The 22,293-nt window shown below is 59.0% G+C and carries 17 protein-coding genes; 7 read left to right on the top strand and 10 right to left on the bottom strand.

The genetic code is table 11. The annotated features are described in order from the left end of the window. Positions 1-4 precede the first annotated feature (4 nt). The 5 genes from DWZ52_RS03735 to ptcA form a co-directional block, all read right to left on the bottom strand. On the bottom strand, positions 5-1,414 hold the full coding sequence (locus DWZ52_RS03735) for an APC family permease (RefSeq protein ID WP_117776867.1): 1,410 nt from the start codon (positions 1,412-1,414) through the stop codon (positions 5-7). Then, positions 1,404-1,586 carry a hypothetical protein gene (locus tag DWZ52_RS03730; RefSeq protein WP_117637033.1) on the bottom strand — a complete coding sequence of 61 codons (183 nt, stop codon included), beginning with the start codon at positions 1,584-1,586 and terminating at the stop codon, positions 1,404-1,406. Before DWZ52_RS03730 ends, DWZ52_RS03735 begins: the two co-directional genes overlap by 11 nt. A gap of 367 nt (positions 1,587-1,953) precedes the next feature. Further along, positions 1,954-3,159: an agmatine deiminase family protein gene (locus DWZ52_RS03720; protein ID WP_089572369.1), complete on the bottom strand. Its 1,206-nt coding sequence runs from the start codon at positions 3,157-3,159 to the stop codon at positions 1,954-1,956. Between the two features lie 367 nt (positions 3,160-3,526). Further along, a complete protein-coding gene (locus tag DWZ52_RS03715) occupies positions 3,527-4,966 on the bottom strand; it encodes an APC family permease (RefSeq protein WP_117785928.1) in 1,440 nt (479 codons plus the stop codon). Positions 4,967-5,098: 132 nt separating this feature from the next. Beyond that, entirely contained in the window at positions 5,099-6,172 is a 1,074-nt protein-coding gene (gene ptcA, locus DWZ52_RS03710; RefSeq protein ID WP_118384936.1) for a putrescine carbamoyltransferase, read from the bottom strand. A 329-nt stretch (positions 6,173-6,501) separates the two neighbouring features. On the opposite strand from ptcA, the gene DWZ52_RS03705 reads away from it, so the two are divergent. After that, positions 6,502-7,467: a response regulator transcription factor gene (locus tag DWZ52_RS03705; RefSeq protein WP_158572407.1), complete on the top strand. Its 966-nt coding sequence runs from the start codon at positions 6,502-6,504 to the stop codon at positions 7,465-7,467. 189 nt (positions 7,468-7,656) lie between these two features. Here DWZ52_RS03705 and DWZ52_RS03700 read toward each other — a convergent pair whose 3' ends face one another. Next, positions 7,657-9,894, bottom strand: coding sequence for an ABC transporter permease (locus DWZ52_RS03700; protein WP_118384934.1), 2,238 nt, complete (start codon positions 9,892-9,894; stop codon positions 7,657-7,659). Further along, positions 9,884-10,669 carry an ABC transporter ATP-binding protein gene (locus DWZ52_RS03695; protein ID WP_118384933.1) on the bottom strand — a complete coding sequence of 262 codons (786 nt, stop codon included), beginning with the start codon at positions 10,667-10,669 and terminating at the stop codon, positions 9,884-9,886. The genes DWZ52_RS03700 and DWZ52_RS03695 overlap by 11 nt, the downstream gene beginning before the upstream one ends. 144 nt (positions 10,670-10,813) lie before the next feature. Between DWZ52_RS03695 and vsr the strand changes: the two genes are divergently transcribed. From vsr to DWZ52_RS03680, 3 genes are all read left to right on the top strand, one after another. Next, on the top strand, positions 10,814-11,800 hold the full coding sequence (gene vsr / locus DWZ52_RS03690) for a DNA mismatch endonuclease Vsr (protein ID WP_118384932.1): 987 nt from the start codon (positions 10,814-10,816) through the stop codon (positions 11,798-11,800). Positions 11,801-12,297: 497 nt separating this feature from the next. Continuing rightward, positions 12,298-13,227, top strand: coding sequence for an AraC family transcriptional regulator (locus DWZ52_RS03685; RefSeq protein WP_158551686.1), 930 nt, complete (start codon positions 12,298-12,300; stop codon positions 13,225-13,227). A 56-nt stretch (positions 13,228-13,283) separates the two neighbouring features. Further along, positions 13,284-13,907, top strand: a complete 624-nt coding sequence (locus DWZ52_RS03680) for an HAD family hydrolase (RefSeq protein WP_117629872.1) — start codon at positions 13,284-13,286, stop codon at positions 13,905-13,907. 322 nt (positions 13,908-14,229) lie between these two features. Here the strand turns inward: DWZ52_RS03680 and DWZ52_RS03675 are convergent, their stop codons facing one another. Continuing rightward, entirely contained in the window at positions 14,230-15,087 is an 858-nt protein-coding gene (locus DWZ52_RS03675) for a class II fructose-bisphosphate aldolase (protein WP_117629873.1), read from the bottom strand. Positions 15,088-15,422: 335 nt separating this feature from the next. Between DWZ52_RS03675 and DWZ52_RS03670 the strand changes: the two genes are divergently transcribed. After that, on the top strand, positions 15,423-16,226 hold the full coding sequence (locus tag DWZ52_RS03670) for a DeoR/GlpR family DNA-binding transcription regulator (protein ID WP_118384931.1): 804 nt from the start codon (positions 15,423-15,425) through the stop codon (positions 16,224-16,226). A gap of 41 nt (positions 16,227-16,267) precedes the next feature. On the opposite strand, the gene DWZ52_RS03665 is transcribed toward DWZ52_RS03670, so the two are convergent. Together DWZ52_RS03665 and DWZ52_RS03660 are read right to left on the bottom strand one after the other, a co-directional pair. After that, positions 16,268-17,446 (bottom strand): FprA family A-type flavoprotein, encoded by a 1,179-nt coding sequence (locus DWZ52_RS03665; protein ID WP_233547257.1) that lies wholly within the window; start codon positions 17,444-17,446, stop codon positions 16,268-16,270. Positions 17,447-17,575: 129 nt separating this feature from the next. Continuing rightward, positions 17,576-18,562 carry a LacI family DNA-binding transcriptional regulator gene (locus DWZ52_RS03660; protein ID WP_118384959.1) on the bottom strand — a complete coding sequence of 329 codons (987 nt, stop codon included), beginning with the start codon at positions 18,560-18,562 and terminating at the stop codon, positions 17,576-17,578. A 383-nt stretch (positions 18,563-18,945) separates the two neighbouring features. On the opposite strand from DWZ52_RS03660, the gene DWZ52_RS03655 reads away from it, so the two are divergent. Next, on the top strand, positions 18,946-20,151 hold the full coding sequence (locus DWZ52_RS03655) for a galactokinase family protein (protein ID WP_118384929.1): 1,206 nt from the start codon (positions 18,946-18,948) through the stop codon (positions 20,149-20,151). Continuing rightward, on the top strand, positions 20,142-21,770 hold the full coding sequence (locus tag DWZ52_RS03650) for a UDP-glucose--hexose-1-phosphate uridylyltransferase (protein WP_233547256.1): 1,629 nt from the start codon (positions 20,142-20,144) through the stop codon (positions 21,768-21,770). Before DWZ52_RS03655 ends, DWZ52_RS03650 begins: the two co-directional genes overlap by 10 nt. Positions 21,771-22,293: the final 523 nt, after the last annotated feature.

The raw sequence follows: 22,293 nt of genomic DNA, 5'->3' as shown, positions 1-22,293 counted from the left end.
GCGCTTACTGTTTTGGTGCAAAGTAACCTGACCCCCGTGCACCAACGCCGGGATTGTCGACGCTTCGGCCGCGGCGCGATATGAGGCGCGAAACCTCGCCCAATAACAGGCCAATCACTACGCCCGCGAGAATCGGCAACTTTGCCATCTCGGCAGGTGAGCTGTTGAGCGGCACAATCGTAGCAACAATCGAAAGCACGAGCTCCACCACGGGAATCGCAAGCGCCACCGCGAGCACCTTGCCCTCGAAAGGCGCACGGAACACACGCGAGCGATTATCGTGCTTGCGCAGACGCCAAAACGCTGGGAACATGGGAATATAGCTCATGAGCAGAAAGACGACGTTCATCGAGAAGAAGACCCAAAAGACGTCGGAACCCTCACCCAGCGGAATCTGGAGCAGCAGCACCAGACTGGCAAAACAGCCGTTAATGAGCGCCGAGCCGTTGGGCATGCCGGTCTTTTTGGACACCAGCGCAAAGGGGCGCGGCATGTTGCCGTGACGTGCGGCATAGCTCGCTACGTTGTTGACGCCAAAGCTCCAGCAGATCATATTGGCGAACAGCGTCACCAAAAAGGCCACGCCCACGACCATCGTCAGCGGGTGGGTGCGCCCCACCATAGCGGCGACTGCGTCCACAATGCCCGAATCGAGTGAAAGCTGCTCGGTGGGAACCGCGGCTCCAATGCCAATGCCACAGATGATGTAGATCGCCGCAATGGCCACGCCACCGGCAATAACCGCCTTGGGGATATCACGCGACGGGTTCTTCATCGTGCTGGCAAAGGTCGCGACCACTTCGAAGCCCATAAAGTTGAACAGGATAATCGATAGGTACGTCAACGAATTGGTGTCGCCCAGATCTGGAATGAAGGTCTTAAACGACATGTCGTTGGCAAAGCCGTTATTGCAGGCAAACCAAATGCCGACGATTCCCACCGCAGCGGTAATGAGCACCTTGATGACGGCGCCGCCGTCCATAACCCAATCGGCCTCCGCCACCGGCTGCATTGCCATGACCGTGACGCCCCACACAAAGGCAATCTCGATGGCAATTCGGATCCCGAGTGAAAACTCGATACCCCACACCGCATTAATGACACTGGGGAACATGCAGGCGATACTTGCCACCCACAGCGGAAAGTTAACCCAGTAGCACCAAGAGCAACGGGCGCCCCAACGGTCGCCCAGGCCCAAGCGAACCCAATCGTACAGGCCGCCCTCGGAATCAAACGCCGTACCCAGCTCGGCCACCACCAGACCATAGGGAAGCAAAAACGTAATGATAAGGAAAATCCACCAGAAGAACTGTACGTTACCCATGGCAGATGCCGGAGCCGCCGCCTCGATGGTAAACACGACGCAGATAACCGAAAGGATGACCTCGATCAGGGAGAACTTTTTACCTGCCATGGCGCGCGCCCCCTACAGCAAAAAGGATGGCATCTGTACCGAAGGCGCAGCCCAAGGTAGGGTTGCAGGCCGCGTCACCGGTGCAGGTGCCATCCCAGAGAGAGGAGAGGATGCATTTGTTGGACCAACGCTCGCGGAACAGGCGCGTGTAGATAACGATACGCTGGTACATAGATACTCCGATCAAAACGGCCGCGTTCACGACCGATAACTTTCGGCAATTGAAAACGCGTCTGGCCTGGGAAATTCAAGCGAACAATTGGCCTAACCCGCAAAAAATCCCAGGCCAGACGCGTACTCAATCAAAGAAAAGGGCACTCCGAAGTGGAGGCAACGGAGTGCCCAAAGAAAACCCAACCGACCAAGACATCGGGCAAGCCGACCATCAATGCCCCAAGATGGTTCGATTCGCCGATTGTCCGATTGATCGGCTGGGTTTTCGAGGTGCCCCAGGTCGCCGCGAAAGAGGAGCGAAGCGTACTTTGGTACGCGAGCGACGGTTTGAGCGGCGAGATGGGGTGCCTCGGAAAGTCAGACGATTAAGCGGACGGCTCCTGCTGCGTAATGCAGTGGATATTGCCGCCGCCGAAGACGACCTGCTCGGACTGAACGCCGACGCACTTGTAGACGCCCTCGCCCCAGACCTCGTCATAGATCTTCTGGAGCGTGTCAACGGCCAGCTGGTCGTTCTCGTCGCCGTACTGCGGGACGATAACGCCGTGGTTGGTGACCAGGTAGTTCATGTAGGAGGCGATCAGCGGCTCGTCGGGAACGCGCGGCTCGGCGTTCTCGTCGGCGTCGATGGTGTCGCAGGAAGCCTGGTCCATGAACAGCGGGTTCACGGGCATGCAGAGCTTGTAGACCTTCATCTTGCGGCCCTTGGCGTCAACGGCGTTGGAGAGGGTCTCGTAGGCAGCGTGGCACTGCTCGTAGAACGGATACTCGGGATCGTCGGTCCAGATGCAGGCCATGACGCCCGGAGCGATGAACGTGGCGACGTCATCGATGTGGCCGTTGGTCTCCTCGGGGTCGATGCCCTCCTTGACCCAGATGACCTTCTCGACACCCAGGTAATCCTTGAGGTGCTCGTCCATATAGGCGCGAAGCTCCTCGCTCCAGGGCTCAAACTTCTTGTGGAACTTGGGCCAGATGGACTCGGGATCCTCTTCCTCCTCCAGAACCGCAGAGCAGGTGCGGCCCGGGGAAAGCAGGCACTGGTCGGTCACGACAAGGGTGCCCTCGCCGTCGACGGTGATGGAGCCGCCCTCGAGGATCATGTCATCGGGACGATAGCGACGGCAGCCGGAGAGCTCAGCCATCTTAAGGGCGATCTGCTCGTCCTTGTCCCACGGGAAATAGAGGCCATCCACAAGGCCACCGTAAGCGTTGAAGTGCCAGTGGTTGGCGCGCTTCTCGCCCTTGCCGTTGATGACGTAGGTGGCGGCGGTGTCGCGGAACCAGGCGTCGTCGGTGGTCATCTCGATGACGGTGACGTTCTCGTCCTCCTCGAAGACGGCCTTGCAGTTGGCATAGTCGACCTGGTTGGCGCACATGGTAACCGGGGTGAACTCGGCGATGGCGCGGGCGATGGCGGCATACTGCTTCTGAGCCGGCTTGGCGCCGTGGGCCCAGGTGTCGGTGCGGTGGGGCCAACCCATCCACACGCGATCCTGCGGGGCGAACTCAGCGGGCATAAAGAAGCCGTCGGCCTTGGGGGTGGACTCGGACTCGGTGATCGTACGCATAAGATTTCCTCCAAATCGAACGATCGCTTGCTGCGGGCGGGTTACCCGCAGCCTAAAACCAAGAGATGGTAGGCGCCCGTTCCCCGGCAAAGGTCGGGGCGCCCGGCGCCGGTTTTCACGGAGTCGCACCGGCAAGCGACGACGTAACCAAGTGCGCGGAGACAAAACGCACGAAGGATACGGAAGAGAGATTGGGGTGGGCGGTGGTTACCGGAGCTATCGCTCACACCCACCCCGGGGAATGGTTAGCAAACCTGTCGCTTGGGCACGTCTCCGAAGAAGCTAGAGTGCCCGGAGTCGGGAGCGACAAGCCCGACGAAGCGCACGTTGGTACGCGAGGAGGGTTGGAGCCCCAGAACCGGGTGCCCTAGTTCTCCTCGGCCTCGGCGGCCTCCTCAGCGAGACGCTGAGCTGCCAGCTCGGGAGTGAGGCCCTTGTACTCGGTCTCGCGGCCCTTGGCGCTGACGACGCGGACAACCTCGCCGATGAGCAGAAGCACGATGAAGATAACGATCATCGGGAGCTTGTCGCCAATTTCAGCGGCAGAGAGCGGCACCAGCGTTGCAACGATGGCCAGGATCAGCTCGATGCAAGGGATGGCCAGCATGACCTTCATCATGGCACCCTTAAACGGGAACGTGAAGATGCGCTCGCGGTTGGGGTCGTTCTTACGAAGGTTGAGGAACGCCGGGAACATCGGGATATAGGTGAGCAGCAGGAAGACGACGGAGGTGCCGAAGAGCATCCAGAAGACACCGTTGGAGATGGCGTCGATGGGCACGAGCTGCAGGCACAGCACCAGGGAGGCAACGATGGCGTTGACCAGGTTGGCGCCGTTGGGCATGTCGTCATCCGAGATCATCGAGGCGAAGACCTTGGGCATGTTGCCGTGCTCGGCAGCATAGCGAGCAACAGAGTTGACGCCGAAGGACCAGGCAGCCATGTTGGCGAACAGGGTGATCAGGAAGGCAATGCAGATGACCTTGAAGATCATGGAGTCGCCCACCATGGTCTGGACTGCGACGATCATGCCGTAGTCGGGGTCGATGGAATCGGCCGGCACCGCAGCGCCGATGCCAAAGCCAGCGAACAGGTAGATCACGGCGATGGACAGGCCACCGACGATGATAGCCTTGGGGATATCGCGAGCGGGATCGGCCATGTCGTCGGTCATGGTGCAGATGACCTCGAAGCCCATGAAGTTAAAGATGATGATCGACAGGTAGCCGAGAGCGTTGGTGTTGGTGAGCTCGGGCAGGAAGGTGGCAGCGGACATGTCGTTCGCAAAACCGTTCTCCATGGCATACCAAATGCCCAAAGCGCCAACGATAACGGCGACGGCAACCTTGATGATGGCGCCGCCGTTAAGGACCCACTCGGAGTCGGCCGCCTTGGAGCGGCCCATGAGGTAGACGATCCACACAAAGGCAAGATCGATACCCATCTTGGCGATCAAGTTGAACTCGACGCCAAAGACCATGCCCAAAATGTCGGGGAACATGGTAGCCAGCGAGGCGATCCACAGCGGGTAGTTGACCCAGTAGTAGTACGAGATGCGGGCGCCCCATTTGTCGCCCAGGCCATCGCGTACCCAGTCGTAAATGCCGCCCTCGCCGTCATAGGTGGTACCGAGCTCGGCGACAACCATGCCGTAGGGAAGCAGGAAGGTCAGGATCAGGAAGATCCACCAGAAGAACTGCTGGTTTCCAATGGCAGCAGCAGGAGCGGCGGCCTCGCAAACGAAGACGACGCAGATGATGGTCGAAATGACCGTCAAGAAGGAAAGCTTTTTCTTTCCGTCGCTCATGATGAGCTCCTTCGCTCAGTCTTGGACAGATCCGAGGCCCAAGGTACTAAGGCAATTGCCTGAGCCTCGGTGAGCGGACGACAGGAGACGAGCATCCGCCGCCCGCAAACGTGCGTTTAGCAGGCTTAAGGCTTAGAGCTGCTCGAGAGCCTCGAGAGCGGCGTGAAGCTCGGCCTTGGCGGAGTACTCGACACCCTCGTCGTTGAGCGGGGTGCGCTTGCCCAGGGCAGCGAGGAGAGCACGGATGGAGTGCTTGCGGTTCTCGGCCTCGACCCAGCACAGGGAGCGCTCGGGATCGTCCATAACCTCGTCGACGACTTCCTCGTTGCGAGTGGCCGGCAGGCAGTGCATGAACTTGGAGTTGGGGCCGGCGAAGTTCATCATGTCCATGGTGACCTGATACTTGGGGTAGAACACGTCCATGTAGTTCTCGCCCGAGACCTCCTCGTCGTACAGGCCATACCACACGTCGGTGTAGATGAAGTCGGCGCCCTTGATGCACTCGATGTCGTCGGAGATGACGACGGAGCCGCCGGAGACCTTGCAGTTCTCCTCGGCGATGGCCATCATCTGCTTGCCGAACTCGGCGCGCTCCTCAACGGTGCCAACGTGCAGGCCGCCGTCGGGGATCTGGTGGCCCTTGGGTCCAAACTGGACAAACTTCATGCCGACCTTGGAGGCGATGAACATGAGGGAGACGCAGACCTGGGTGGCGTCGCCGATGAAGGCCAGGGTGCAGCCCTCGATCTTCTTGCCCTCGGGGAGGTTCTCGAGCATGGTCATGAGGTCGCCCATCTCCTGCGTGGGATGGTTGAACTCGGACATGCCATTGATGACGGGCACAGCGGAACCCTTGGCGAGGCCGACGACGTCCTTGTGACGGTCAACGCGAGCCATCATGATGTCGAGCAGGTCGCCCATGACGCGAGCGGTGTCGCCCAGGGACTCGTGGCCACCGAGCTGAATGGTGCCAGGGCCATAGAACTGAGCATGGCCGCCGAGGTCGCACATGGCGGTCTCGAAGGAAAGACGGGTGCGGGTGGAAACCTGCTGGAAGATCATGCCAAGGCTCTGGTTGCGGAGCAGGTGCGGATAATAGCCGTCAACCTTGATGGCCTTCTTCATTGCCAGGCCAAGATCCTCGATAGCCAGGATCTGCTCTTTGGTGAAGTCGTTGGTGTCGATGAAATCCTTAGGCAGCGCCATGTCGATTCCTTTCCGCCGGTCGTGCCGACTATTGCTATGAGGCGCTCGAACATCACGCCTCGTGTTGACAAGACCATCATTCACCCGTATGCAATTTTAACCTAGTTTATTCGGGATTAAAGACCGTTCACGGAGTTACATCCCCTCTAAACCAATATAAACCCGCAGGTAGCCAGCTTGCAGGGGGTTTACTATCTAGAACCGCGAACGGTATACGGCTATGCTGTATCTCGGCGCCTAATCCGCAATGGAACGAAGGGTTGAGACGTCTATATCCCACAAGGTATACAGGGCTCGGCCATAGATGAAATGAGATGGGACGGTGGCAGATGAACACCCTGATGTTCTTCTATACCCTAGCGATACTCGTGATCTGTATTGTGACGGCAGTGCTTTCGCTTGCCGCCTATGCCTCGTCTCGTCGACGCTTCTTTATCTATGGCAGCGGCGTTTTTATTTGCTATGCCATCGAGATGACCGAGATCTTCTTTTTTGAATACACGTTGCAAAACCAGAGTTTTCCAGCCAGCGACTATTACTCAATTACCATGCCTGTGTTGCGGACCCTTGTGGCGACCGCTTCACAAGCTTTTATCTGGCTCATTGCCATGGACTTGCTCGACAAACATTCAAAAAAGCAGTTTGTTATTCCCGTCGCAACGTTCTTCCTGAGCGAGCTGCTGATCATTGTCGCTGTCCCCTACGGCCCCATACATCAATGGCTCTACTACACGATGCGTCAGGTATTCCTTGTATTTGTGGGACTGTATATCTTTTGGACGGCGCATAAAAGCACGCAGATCGAGCTTAAGGCGTGCGTCAACAATCAACGAAAGCACCTCATTATCGGCGCCATTCTGGTCGGGTGCATCGTTGCCGAGGATTTCTACAACATCCTTGTTGTTCCCATGAGCCTGGCACCCTCTTGGCTGCAGCTGTACCTGTCCGAGCGCAACTTTAGCGAGAACATCTTTGCGTGCTACTTTGCGATTCTGCTGATCATCTATGCCTATCACGTGCTTTCGATTCGCATGCAGGAGGCGCCCGAGGAAAAGAACGTCAGCGATCTTGATCGACACATCGAAGAGCAGATGCCCTTCTATCGCAACGCCTACAAGCTCTCCAACCGCGAAACCGAAGTCATGCGTCTGGTTGTGTTGGGCAAATCGAACCAAGAGATCGCTGACGAGCTCTTCCTTGCCGTGGGTACCGTCAAGACCCACATCCACAACATCCTGGTCAAAACCGAGCAGCAAAACCGTACGACGTTGATCCTCCACTTTTGGAAGCGCTGAGGTTACGCGGTTTTGCCAAACCGCGTAACGGCTCGACGCTGCAAGCGCCCCTAGGCGGCAATCTGACGTTCAATCGTCGGTCGCGTACCGAAGTACGCTTCCCTCCTCTTTCACGTCACCTTGCTCGCCTAGGGATGCTTTCGCTGACTTATGCTCAACCTGTGATGATTTTACTTTTCGCTAGGCAGGTTACTCGCTGTAGCGGGTGGCGATGGCAGCTTGTACCATGCCGGCGCTCATGAGGTACGTCACCAGGAAGTAGCCACCATAGGCTGCCAGGAAGATCGCACAGGTGAGGCCCACGGTGCCGCCGATGCTCATATTTCCGAATATGCTCACCAGCTCGATGATCACCTTAAGTGCCACAAAGGAGTGCGCTAGGCCCACTGCCAGCGGGAACAGGAAGAATACCGCTTGCTGCGCCATCACCGAATGGCGAATCTGGCGGTCGTCGCAGCCGATCTGTGCCAGCACACGATAGCTGCGGCTGCCATCGGCCACGTTGGAGAGTTGCTGGATCGACAGAATCGCCGCGCATGCAACGACCAATACAAAGCCGATGTAGATGGCTAGGTAGCTAATAAGACCGTTCATTTGCGCTGCTTGCGTGTACATCTCGGAGCGTGTGATGAAGGTTCCCCACGACCCCGGCTTCTTGCCGTCAACGAGCAGATCGTCGAGCAGAGTGTATTTAATGCTCTCGTCTGCCTCGGTCGTATCCATCCCCTGTTTGTAGTTAACGAGCAGGCTACTGGAATACGGCTGCAGATTAAGTTGGGACAACAGCTCGTCGGCAACGACGACGGTACCCGGATTACTGCCCATCGCCGAGTTGGCGATGGCCGCCGTATCTTCGTCCGACTTATCGGTTGCGGGCTTGAGCGTATGCCCGCCCAAGGTAAGGGCATGGCCGCCGGCCATATACTTGGTGTACATGTCGACCAACTCGCCGCCCATATCACACGTGAGCAGATACTGGTCGCGGCCAATGCTCACCGGCTCCTCGCCCATCATCTGGCGCAGTTTGTTGTACTGGCTCGCCGGCGTCACAAACAGGCCCATATCATCGGCGTTGCTTCCCTCGAGCGCCTTGGGAAGCTTTTCGCCCATGGCCTTGCACATCTCACCCGCCACCACCGAGGGGCCCGAGCCGCCAAGCGGGTAGCTCAGATACGAATCGATCTGCACATGCTCACCGGCAACATCGGCGATATTGACCTTCTTGCCGGTCTCGTCGTTGTTGTCCGCCGACTTGCCCTTAATACCGTCTGCAACGTTATCGGGATCTTTACGATCGCCATGCCATGCAGCGTACAAATCGACCGTTGCATCGGCCAGCACCATGCGATCGGCCTCAGACGGATTGACATACTCCTTGTAGTAATCGAGCGTTTCGGGCGTGTAATAGACATACGTCTGAGACACGTCAACAGGGTTATAGCGCTCCAGGTTTTCGTTCATCACATTGGCGATCGACATACCGCACGTCACCGAAGTGATGGCAAGGAACAGAATCATCGCGATGACACCCATCGAAAAGCACACCGTATTGACCTTGGCCGAAAGCTGACGCACGGTAAACATATTGAGGCCGCACCAATACACGCTGCGCAGGCTCTGCAACAGCTTGATAAGCATGCCCGAGAGTCCCCAGAACAGCGCAAAGGTGCCCACTGTAACCATAGCGGTCGTAATGCCAAACTGGCTCATGGCCTCTTGCAGCTTGCTGTCCGTCGCAGTTAGCGGGAACCCGTCGCGCAGCAGGCGGTAATAGGCCACGCCCACCAGCACCACGCCCACGACAAAGATGGCAATCGCGATCCAGGGGTTGCGCGTCTTGATGCTCTCGTTGCGACGCTCGGCACCCATAAGCTCGATGAGCTTGGTGCGGCGCACGGCGCGAAGGTTCAGCAGCAGTGTGAGCACAAACATTACGAGCATGCAGGCAAGGGTCAGGTTGAACGCATGCACCGAGAAAAAGAAGTGGAAATTGGCAATCTGTGTCTTAAAGAGCGAGGCCGTAAAGAACGTCATGAGCTGGGAGAGTCCCACACCCAGCACAATGCCGGCGACAAAGGCCACGACCGATACTATCACGGTCTCGAGCGTCATGATCGTGGCGACGCGCCCGCGCCCCATGCCGAGCACCTGGTACAGGCCAAACTCCTTTTTGCGGCGTTTCATGATGAAGTTATTGGCATACATCATCAAAAAGGCCATCACACCGGCCAAAAAGTACGTCAGGTAGCCGAGCATGCTGCCCATAACCTGTGCCAAGCCCTCTTCATCGATGCCGGCAATGTCGACCTGCATCGAGACGGTATTGAAGGCATAGAAGACCGTGACGCCCAGGGTGAGCGTCAAAAGGTAGACGAGGTAGTCGCGGCCGGCGCGGCGGACGTTGCCCCAAGCGAGTTTACAGAGCATCGGAGCCCTCACCGCCCATCATGGCAACGACCTCCATAATGCGGTCGAAGAACTCTCGGCGGTCGGTGTCGCCGCGGCGCAGCTCGGTAAAGATCTTGCCGTCGCGAATAAACAGCACACGGCTCGTGTAGCTGGCGGCAAAACTGTCGTGCGTAACCATGAGCACGGTGGCGCGCAGGCGGCGGTTAAGGGCCTCCAGGCTCTCGAGCAGCAGGCGAGCGCTCTTGGAATCGAGGGCGCCGGTGGGCTCGTCGGCCATGATCATGGTGGGGTCGGTGACGAGCGCGCGAGCCGCGGCAACGCGCTGCTGCTGGCCGCCCGACATTTGGTAGGGATACTTGTCGAGCACCTGACTGATAGACAGGCGCGCTGCTACATCCTGCACGCGGGTCGAGATCTCTGCCGAGTTTGTGCGGGCGATGGTGAGCGGCAGGGCGATGTTCTCGCGTGCCGTGAGCGTATCGAGTAGGTTGGAGTCCTGGAAGATAAAGCCCAGCTCCTCGCGGCGGAACTGCGAAAGCTTGGCCTGCTTCATGCGCGTCACGTCCTGGCCGTTGATGCGGATGGTGCCACTCGTGGCGCTATCGATGGTCGACACGCAGTTGAGCAACGTCGACTTGCCCGAGCCCGAGGCTCCCATGATGCCGACGAATTCGCCGCGGTTGGCGGTAAAGTTGACGTCGTTGAGCGCGCGGGTCACGTTGCCCAGCGCTCCATATACCTTTTCGAGATGCGCGACCTCCAGTACCGGGGTCGCCATTTGGGTGGTTTGCATACCGAGTCCTTTCTTGCGATTAGTCTACGGCATCTATAGTCGCAAGGAGCCGAGTCGGCTACCATCGATATGGCTTACGCTTGCCTTACCGTTGTGTAAGGTAAGGGTAGCCTGCCATGTGTTGATGTGGAGAGAGGACTCCTGTTGAAGACTGTTCATGTTGCCGCTGGGATCATTCGCAAGGATGGATCTGACGAGCTGCTTGCCGTGCAGCGCGGCTACGGCGACATGCAGGGACTGTGGGAGTTCCCAGGTGGCAAGCTCATGCGCGGCGAAACACCCGAAGACGCTGTGCGCCGCGAGCTTATGGAAGAGCTACAGGTAAAGGTCACCAACCTACGTGATTTCTACACCGTTGAGTATGACTACCCCGATTTTCATCTCTCAATGGAGTGTTACTACTGCTCGCTGGCTGATGAATCCGATGAGCCCCAGAAGCACGACCGCCAGCTCGATATCCGCTGGATTCCGCGCACCTCGCTTGCCACGGTGGAATGGATGCCCGCCGACAAGGGGCTCATTGATGCGCTGATTGAGCTGAAGGAAGACCGGCTTGAGGCTAATGGCGCTGCCAACGATACCGAGACCACGGCCGACGAGCCCGCTACCAAACCCAAGCGCAAGCCTAAGCGCCACAGCAAAAAGCGCCCCAAGCCCGGCCTGCTGGACGGCATCGATACCTCGGACCTCTCCGCTGACGAGCGCGAACTGGTCCGCCGTCGAGCCGCCATCAAAAAGTCCATGAAGGGCAACAAACGCGCCAACACCAAGCCCGAGCTGCTCGTTCGCCAGCGCCTACGGGCCGCCGGCCTCACGGGCTATCGTTTGGAATGGAAGGTGCCCGGCAAGCCCGACATCGCCTTTCCCGGGCGCAAGATCGCCATCTTCGTCAACGGCTGCTTTTGGCACCGCTGCCCCAAGTGCAACCCGAGCCAGCCCAAGCGCAATGTTGATTTTTGGGAGGCAAAGTTCCGTCGCAACGTCGAGCGCGACCGCGCTGCCGTGGCGGCACTCACTCAAATGGGCTGGACACCCATAACCATCTGGGAATGCGAGCTCAAAAAAGACCGCATCGACGCCACGATGGAAAAGGTCATCGAGCAGGTACGGGCTGCAGAGCCGCAGCGCTAACAGCGAGCATTCACACGCCCCACACAGGCGAGCCACATCCACGTCACAAACCTTAGAAAGCCCTTAAGCCCAAAACCTTTCAAGAGTGTTACTCAATAGCCTTGACCTGCGGTTTCATCGTAACACCAAACCAGGTTAAGCCTTTCTTTAGCGCTTCTTTGAACGGTCCGCTGCATAATACTGCCAACGCACGGGACCTAGCAGCACACCCTGTGCGCAACCTTTTGGTGGACATCGAGGAGGCCGCATAAGCATGCATTCTTCCAATGACGCAACACAGCAGCCATCCCTAACACATGCAGACCTTTTCTCCTTCCCCCCGACACAGAGAAATGGCCTCCTCGACTCCCCCACCACAAAAGCAAAACGCTCAACCGACCAGAACCTCAACTTGCGAGCATCGTTCGAAAAGCTCCAAGCATCCCTAAACAAGGCGTTCCCCGAACAGGCAAGAGCAATCTAAGCCCATCGCGCTTTATACTGATGCCATGCGAAACATGGATCACATAGAATTGCACCGCGGAGGACGCGAGGAAGCGTTTCCCGAGACCGCCGATGACTGGCCCTATATTGCCGAACGCGCAGAATTCGCTCGCTATCCGGGCAATTCCGTCCCCTGGCACTGGCATTCCGAAGTTGAGCTTTTCTACATGGAGCAGGGAGCGATTGACTATCGAACGCGCGCGGCTCATGAGCACGTACGCTTTGAGGAAGGGTCCGCCGGCTTTATCAACGGCGGCGTTTTGCACAGCACGCTGCAATCACCCAATTCGGCACCAGCCATTCAAATGTTGCATATCTTTCAGCCGTCGATGCTCGGCGATCCCGCGGGACGCCTTCAAAAGCGCTATATCAATCCTTTACTGCAATGTCGAGGCGTCGATGTGCTCAAATGGTCGCCCACCAACCCCGACGATATGCCCTTTATCGATTTGCTAAAGAGTTCCTTTAACCACGACCTTCAACGGCCGCAGAACGAGATGGCGCTTCGGAATAGCTTGTCAGAGCTCTGGATTCAGATTTACGCCAAGGCCGAACCGCTCTTTTCCTCCGACAACGCCTCTTGGATGACCAACCGCGACGTACAGTTCAAGGCAATCCTGGACTATATCCGCGCGAACTATGCAGCCGCTATAGATGTGCCCCAGATGGCATCTGCAGCCGGCGTAAGCGAAAGAGAGTGTTACCGCATTATCGAAGCTTGCGCAGGAACGACCCCGGCGGCATATCTGCGCGCATACCGCGTAAACCGTGCTTGCGAACTTTTGACACACACCACGCGAACGGTCCAGACAGTCGCGCGCCAATGCGGCTTTGCGACAGCAAGCCATCTTGGCCAGGTATTTAAAGAACAAATGGGATGCACTCCTTCGAGCTATCGAGCAGCGAGGCAGAATCTCGATAGCACCAGGCAGAAATCCCGCTAGCCTTTCTTCTGTCACCGCATCAAACTTGCAGGCAAACAACAGAGAGGAGCAATCATATGAAGCACTTTGACCATATCGTATTTGACGTTGATGGGACATTGGCAGATACAGAAGAAAGCGTTCTATCATCGCTTGTCCAGATTGTCCAAGAAGAGACCGGCAAAACGCTCCCCCGACACGAGCTTGAATTTGCCCTCGGCATACCCGGCAAGGATGCCCTTGAGAAACTTGGAATCTACTCGCAGGCAACGTTGGATCGCTGGTGCCAAGTTGCCGCCAGCTTTAAAAGCACCATCAGCGTGTTTCCAGGTTTGCTTGAAGTCATCGCAACACTCGCCGATAGCGGCTGCAAACTTGGCATCGTCTCCTCACGTGCGCGCGACGAATACACAAAAGAAATTGCACCCCTTGGTTTCGATAAGTATTTTGAGCACATCATCCTTGTCGAAGACACAACCGAACATAAACCCGCACCCGCACCCATGCTCGAATATCTCCGGCGTACGGGCGCGAATCCTGGCAACGTCGTCTACGTTGGCGACACCGTCTACGACGAACAATGCGCAACTTCGGCAGGGGTCAGTTTTGCCAGAGCGGCATGGGGATCACACCAAGACATCCCAAACGCCACCTACAACCTCAAAACCCCCAACGACCTACTAACCCTAACAACCAAATAACCCACGCGTCCCACCCTTTCAGCCCCAACACCACAAGGGCGATTGAGCAGAACGGCTTGGGCGGGTCCCCGTACTTAGTTTCCAAAATCATTCCGCAGCGCGAAGGCTTCTTATTATTTTCCGCCCTAACGCCACAAGGGCGACGACCTCGAGTAGGTCAACCTGGGAGGGACGAGGGCTTAGTTCCCCAATCTTTCCGCAGGGGGCAAAAAGCCTCGCCGCACGAAGTGCGCAGCGAGGCTTTTTGCATGCCCGAGGACGATTGGGGAACTAAGCCCCCGTCCCTCCCCGGGATATGTAGCGAGTCGGAGTACCCTTGCTGTTACTCTGCCTTGCCCACAGAGTTGAGGTTGGTCATGCGGATCTTAACCAGCTCGGTGATCTCGCGCATGCCCTCCTTGGCCGGCTTCTTGGGATCGAAGCAGGCGGGGTTCTCGGCCATGTAGGCCATGAAGCCCTTGGTGAAGGCCTGACGCAGCTCGGTAGCGTAGTTAACCTTGCAGATGCCGTTCTTCACGGCCTCGGCAACCTGCTCATCGGGCACACCGGAGGTGCCGTGCAGGACCAGCGGCACGTCGACGGCGTCGCGGATGGCCTTGACCACGGACTGCTCGATGTGCGGATCGCTCGTGTACACGCCGTGGCTGGTGCCAACGCCAATAGCGAGGGAGGTGCAGCCAGTGCGCTCGACGAACTCCTTGGCCTCGGCAGGATCGGTGTAGGGGCTCTCGCCCTCAACCGCGGGACCGTCGTCCTCCTTGCCGCCGACCTTGCCGAGCTCAGCCTCGACGGGCACGCCCATGGCGCGGCCAGCATCGGCGACGGACTTGGTCAGGGCGATGTTGTCCTCGAAGGACTCGTGCGAGCCGTCAATCATAACGGAGGTGTAGCCAGTGCGGAAAGCCTGCATGCAGCGGTCATAGCCATCGCCGTGATCGAGGTGCAGAGCGACGGGCACGGAAGCGCGCTCGGCGGCAGCCTTGACCATGCCGTAGAAGTAGTCCAGACCAGCGGTCTTGATGGTGCCCGGGGTGGTCTGCATGATGACGGGGGACTTGGTCTCCTCGGCAGCGGCCAGAACGGCCATAACAAACTCGAGGTTCTCGACGTTGAACGCGCCGACGGCGTAGTGGCCGGCCTGAGCGTCCTTGAGCATCTTTTCGGTGGTAACAAGTGCCATGAGCGTTTGCTCCTCTCCCTCGCCCGCATCTGGACATCGGGCGTAGTTGTTCACAAGGCGTTTTACCTTGCGTTTTGCTGCGCTCATTGTATGAAATTCAGCGGCTTTGCACGTGCGAGATATTGTCATCGCGCGAGGTTCAACCTTCATTTTTGAAAAGCAAACGGAAGGGATCGAACCCGAGCGCGCGTGTTCGATATTGAGTTTTGAGCCTTGATCGTCTTTCTTTTATAGAAAAGATAAGTAATCGAAAGGTATTTTCTTACTCAAAAAGAAAATGAACGAAAATAGAGTCAACACAATTCCTGCAAATTTCAGACGATGATGGAGCAGATATGGCCCACGCAACAACCCGAGCTTTCGCCGACGAGCGTCGTTCCGCCATCATGGAGATGCTCGATCATAATGCCTCGGTGCAGGTAGCAGAAATCGCCCAGACCTTTGGCGTGTCCTCCGTCACCGCCCGAGCCGACCTGGACGCGCTCGCCGAAGCAGGCAAGCTGCGCCGCACGCATGGCGGTGCCGTATCGCTCCACAAACGCCTGACCGTTTCCACGCAGGATCGCCGCATCAATGTCAACGTCGCCGCCAAGCAGGCCATCGCGCAAAGCGCCATTGAACTCGTCGGCAATGGTGACACTCTGCTCGTCGACTCGGGCACCACAGCGCTCGAGTTCGTCCGGCTCCTCGACCAGCGCGATGGCATCACCGTCATCACGGCCGACATTACCATTGCCGATTACATCGACGAGAGCATGCCCTTAGTCGATGTCGTCATGCTGGGCGGGGCACTGCGCAAAGGCCATCGCTATCTGTACGGCCCACTTACCATGCAGGCGCTCCAAATGGTCCACGCCGATCTTGCCGTCATGTGCCCTGGCGCTTTTGTTCCCGGCTGCGGCTTTACGACCGACTTTCCGCAGATGGCCGAGACCAAAGCGGCTATGGTCGGTGCCGCTCGTCAAAGTGTCGCCCTCATGGACGCCAGTAAGGTCAACGGACGTGGCATGTACCGCTTTGCCGAGCTGACCGACGTCAACGCCATCGTAATGGACCGTGACCCCGATCACGCCGTCGCCATCTCAATCGCCGAGATCGCCGACGACACCCGCCCAAATCTCGTCATCGCCGGCGCTTAAACAAAAACCACCACAAAGGTCTCCTTTGTGGTGGTTGAGCATCAGAAGTGAATGTGTCGCCACTTGGACAGCTCGTCGGCGAGAACCTCGATCTGAGCGCGCGAGGCGTCGTTGAGCGAACCCAGGACGGTCACCTTATTCTGCGTCAGCGTGATGTCTTTCATACCCTCGAGCTCCTTGGTCATAACCTTAGCGGCGGCAGGTGCCCAGGAACCGGCCTCGACGAGCGCCACGGTGCGGTTCTGGTAGGCATGCTCGGCGAGCGTGTGGATGAAGGTGCTCATAAACGGGAAGATCTCGCCCTGATAGGTGATGGAGGCGAGCACCAGACGGTCATAGCGGAACGCGTCCTCAACGGCCTCGGCCATGTCGTCGCGAGCCAGGTCAAAGACGGAAACCTTCTGGCCGCGAGCCTCAAGCGCAGATGCAAGCTCCTCAACGGCAGCCTTCAGATGGCCGTAGACGCTCGCGTAGGCAATGGTGATGCCCTCGTCCTCGGGCTGATAGCTCGACCAGGTGTTGTAGGTGTCGAGGTAGTAGCCCAGGTTCTCGGTCAGCACGGGGCCGTGGAGCGGGCAGATGATCTGGATGTCCAGATCAGCGGCCTTCTTGAGCACGGCCTGCACGAACTTGCCGAACTTACCAACGATGCCAAAGTAGTAGCGGCGAGCCTCGCAAGCCCAACCCTCGGGATCCTCGATGTCGTTAGCGCCAAACTTGCCAAAGCCGTCGGCACTAAAGAGCACCTTGTCGGTAGACTCGTAGGAGAAGATCACCTCGGGCCAGTGAACGTTGGGGGCGCCGACAAACGTTAGGCTGTGACCGCCCAGATCGAGCACGTCGCCCTCTTTGACGACCATCTTGCGCTCGGGGTAGTCGGTGCCAAAGTAGTTGACCATCATGCGGAAGGCGCCCATGCTGGCCACAATCTGTGCCTGGGGATAGCGCTCCATAAAGGCGGCGATGCCGGCGGAGTGATCGGGCTCCATATGGTGAACGACCAGGTAATCGGGCGTGCGACCGTCGAGCACGGCTTCGATGTTACCGAGCCACTCGTCGACAAAACCGCCGTCGACTGAATCGGCGACAGCAATCTTTTCGCCCAAGATAACGTAGCTGTTGTATGCCATACCGTTCTCGGACACATCGTACTGGCCCTCGAACAGGTCAATGTCGTGATCGTCGACGCCAACGTAGCGGATATCCTTGGTGATCTCCATCAGGCAAAGCCTCCTAGATAGACAAAAGAACCCGTCTATCATAACACTCGGTAGTATCCCAGCTGTTATCTGCCGGCATCCATACCGATTGTTATTGAAATACGATAAATCGCCGTTTACCTGCGCAAACTATGAGCGTGGTATCGCCGTGCTATGTCGAATAATGAGCTGACCGGGAATACGAATGGCAACGGTTTTGCCCGCCGTACCCGCCTCGGGAACCGCATGCTCGAATACCTCGCGCCCGCGCTGATGTAGATCGAATCGCACGGTCGTGAGCTCGTTATGCGCGACAAAATCATCGAGCGAGTCATCGACGCCTACCACGCTCACGTCCTCAGGCACGCGCAGACCGCTATCACGCAGCGCGGCAATCGCGCCATTTGCCATCTGATCGTTTGCCGCATAGATCGCCGTCATGGTGCGATCGTGCTCGGCCAGGTACCTGCCGGCCTCGTAGCCGCTGTTGGCAGACCAGTCGCCCTCGAGCGGCTCTGCCGGCTCGATGTGTTTACGCTCGAGCGCATCCTGCCAACCGGCTCGACGAAATTGCTCGTCGACCGAGAACGACGGGCCGCCAATATAGCGAATCTGTTCGTGCCCCAGCTCAAACAGATGGTCCATAAGCAACAGCGAGCAGCCGTAATGGTCGGAATCGACTGTGGTCACGCGCGGATGCGCATACATGGTAACGATGACCGTGCCAATGCCCGGCAGTGGATCAAACGTCTCAAAATCGGGCGCCATGCGGCTCATGCCGATGATGATGCCGTCCACCGGCAATGCGGCCATACGACGCGTTGCCTCGGCAAGCGAGAACTCCTCGGTCTTGGACATCTCGACCAGCGTGATGGCGCAATTACGCTCGCGAGCAGCGCTGGCGATGCCGTCGATCATTGAAAGGTTGCCAAACTTGGTGACATCGTTGATGCACAGGCCGACCGAATGGTAACGGCCATCGCGCAGCGAGCGACCGGCATAACTCGGACGAAAGCCGAGCTCTTGCATAGCGGCCTGCACGCGCTGGCGCGTCTGCTCGTTAACGTTGGGCAAGCCGTTGGCGACGCGCGAAACCGTCTGCTGCGAAACGCCAGCAGCGCGGGCGACGTCGGCCATGGAGACCGGACGCGTACCTGTATCGTTGGACGGGCGCCTTGCCACAGGATCACCTTCACCCTTGCGAGATCTGAATAGCGTGAATGCCGGCCCGGGCAGTAATACATCCCGCGCCGAGGCCCGCTATCGTCGGACGCATGTTAACGTACTCTACTTTTTCTATCTGCATCTCTTCTGCTTTATAAGTCCATACGGCAGTACCGTTCACGGCTGTATTTCTACCGATTACCAGATTCTCAAAAAGTGACAAGCGATGTGTTATGAGTACGTTAACATAGCCCGTAACGTGCGGTATCGTGAACACTTGGTTCATGCCGCTACAAGTTGTTAACGTACTCATAACGACGCAAAACTCACCCGTGCGCGCCAAGGAAAGGACTCCCATGACCACGCCCGACGAAAAGACATTCGCCACACTTACCAAGCTGTTTGAGGAGGAGTTTGGCCCCATCGGCGACCGCCAGGTGCTCTACGTACACGCGCCCGGCCGTTCCGAGATCAGCGGCAACCACACCGACCACGAGGGTGGCCACGTTATCGCCGGCTCGCTCGATGTCGCTGTCGACGGCATCGCCGTGGCAACCGATTCCAACAAGGTTCGCGTAGCCGACGAGGGCTATCCCACGTTTGAAATCGCGCTCGGCACGCTAGACGTTCGGGAGTCCGAGAAGGGCACGTCCGCAAGCCTCGTGCGCGGTATGGCCCACGAGATTGCAGCCCTTGGCGTTGAGCCTCACGGCTTCGATTTCGCCTTCACCTGCTCCGTCCCCTCGGGCGGCGGCCTTTCCAGCTCCGCTGCCGTCGAGGCCGCATACGGCCGCGCCATGGAGACGCTCTGGGGCGCGCCCGCCATTGAGCCCGTCGCGCTCGCGCAGATGAGCCAGCGCACCGAGAACAACTACTACGGCAAGCCCTGCGGTCTGATGGACCAGGCCGCCGTGTGCCTGGGTGGCCTCGCCTACATGGACTTTGAGGACCAGGCTCAGCCTAAGACCCAGAAGCTCGAGCTCAACTTTGAGGATCACGGTTATGCGCTTGTGCTCGTTAAAGTGGGCGCCGACCACGTGGCAGCCACCGATGACTACGCCGCCGTTCCGCGCGAGATGCAAGACGTCGCTGCCGAGTTTGGCAAGGCGCGCCTGTGCGAGGTCGACGTTGCCGACTTTGACGCTAAGCTCCCCGAGCTGCGCGCCAAGCTGGGCGACCGCGCCTGCCTGCGCGCCGTTCACTACTGGTACGAGAACGGCCTGGTCGATAAGCGCTGGGCAGCGCTCAACGCCGGCGACATTGACCAGTTCCTGGTCCTGACGCGCGAGTCCGGCGCCAGCTCTGCCATGTACCTGCAAAATGTTGTTGCCAAGCTGGGTTCCGAGCAGCCTTCCATGTATGCCCTGGCGCTGGCCGAGCACGTGCTCGACGGCCGCGGCGCCGTCCGTATCCACGGTGGCGGCTTTGGTGGCACCATCCAGGCCTTCGTGCCGCTCGATCTGGTCGACACCTTCATTGCCAAGATGAACGGCTGGCTGGGCGAGGGCTCTGCCCGTCACTACGCCATCTCTGACAAGGGGGCTTACGCGGCATGGCTGTAATGACTGACGTGCGAGAGGCCGCGCAGAACCTGATCGAGTACGCCATCCACCGATCGATGATCGGCCAGGACGACCGGATCTGGGCATACAACACCATTTTGGAGTGCATCGGCGCCACGGGCCCCGCACTCGACATGGCTTGGGCACTCAAGACCGAGAAGATTTCGCTCTTGCACCCCGATACACTCCCCGACTTTGACCTGGAGGGCACGCTTGCCGCGCTTTCCGAGGCCGCCGTTACCAACGGTGCCGCCGAGGACACGGCGTCAGGCCGCGACCGCATCGCCATGCGCATCATGGGTGCGCTCATGCCGAGGCCTTCGGTTGTAAACGAAGAGTTCAACGGACGTATGGGCGTCAACGAGCCCCGCGCCGCGACCGACTGGTTCTACGGCCTGTGCTGCGACGCCGGCTACGTGCGCCGCGCCGCCATCGCGCGCAACATCAAATGGAGCACCCCCACCAACTGGGGCGATCTTGAGATCACCATCAACCTGTCCAAGCCCGAGAAGGATCCGCGCGATATCGCCGCGGCAGGTGCCGCCAAGAACACGGGCGAGAAGTATCCCGCCTGCCAGCTCTGCATCGAAAACGAGGGCTATCCCGGACGCTCCGCCGCAGCCGACGGCGGCGCTCACCCCGCTCGCCAAAACCTGCGCATTATCCCCATCCAGCTCAACGGCGAGCGCTGGGGCTTCCAGTACAGCCCGTACGCCTACTTTAACGAGCACTGCATTGCCATGAGCTCCGAGCATCGTCCGATGCACGTCGACCGCAAGGGCTTGACCTGCCTGCTCGACTTTGTGGACCTGTTCCCGCATTACTTCATCGGCTCCAACGCCGACCTGCCTATCGTGGGCGGCTCGATTCTGTCGCACGACCACTTCCAGGGCGGCGCGCACGAGTTCCCCATGATGCATGCCGCCGAGGTCTCGCAGTTTAGCATGCCCGGTTTTGACCAGGTCACCGGCACTGTGCTGCAGTGGCCACTCTCGGTGCTGCGCCTGCGCTCGCATGACCGCGCTCAGCTGCTCGACGCTGCCGAGAAGATTATCCTCGCCTGGCGCGAGTGGACCGACGAGTCTGTGGGCGTTATCGCGCACACGGCCGACGGCGTAGCGCACAACACCGTGACGCCCGTCATCCGCCGCGTCGACTCCCGCGGCAACGCCGGCGGCGAGATTTACGAGGCCTACCTGGCGCTTCGCTGCAATATCACGACCGACGAGCATCCGCTGGGCGTTTTCCACCCGCATGCCGAGTATCACCACATTAAGAAGGAGAACATCGGCCTGATCGAGGTTATGGGCCTGGCTATTCTTCCGCCGCGCCTGGTTCCCGAGCTCGGCGCTGTCCGCGAGCACCTGCTGGCAGCCAAGGCTGATGCCAGCTACGACCTTGCCGCAGCGCTCGAGAGCGACGATCTTTGCCGTAGCCACGCCGCATGGACCGCGGATGTCTTTGCTCGCCGCGCGAACGAGCTTACGGTGGACAACGCCATCGGCATCCTGCACGAGGAGGTCGGCGTGGTGTTTGGCCACGTGCTCGACAACGCCGGCGTCTTTAAATGGGACGAGGCCGGCCGCGCCGCCCAGCAGCGCTTTATCGACTCACTGTAGAGCACAGACCCGGACGCTCAACGGCAGTCCACACGACATAACCGCCCACACGACAACGGCGCCCGCCGGCAACATCGCCGACGGGCGCCGTTTTTGAGTGTAGCCATTGGGGACGTTCTTAAACGACTAGTCAAACAAGAACGTCCATTACAGTCGAAATTGTCAGCCCGGGACCGTCTCGGGCTACGATTGAGGCGCGCCCAGAACGGGCCGCCGACCGGGCGCCCGCGCACGGCCGAACGTCCCTGCCCCCGAGAGGGCCCGTTGGGTGCTGCCGGCGCGGGACGCGCCGCCCCCGACGGCTGATAGGAAAGTGCCGGGCAGGCGCCGCGGCTGGTAATGTGAGTGCCGAGGGGGAGGCCATCCGGTCGAACGACTACCGGAAGGATACCACCGTGAAAGCGCCATCCACCAGGCCCGCGGCCGTGCTCGGCCTGGACGTCGGCAAGTCCTCCCACTGGGCCTGCCTGATCGACCGCGACGGGGGGGGTGCTGGCCAGCGCCCCCGTCCGCAACCGGGAGG

The sequence above is a fragment of the Collinsella sp. AF33-16 genome, assembly GCF_003475325.1.
GTDB lineage: Bacteria > Actinomycetota > Coriobacteriia > Coriobacteriales > Coriobacteriaceae > Collinsella.
Note: the sequence above shows the minus strand (reverse complement) of the source record. Positions and strands in the feature narration are given on the sequence as shown.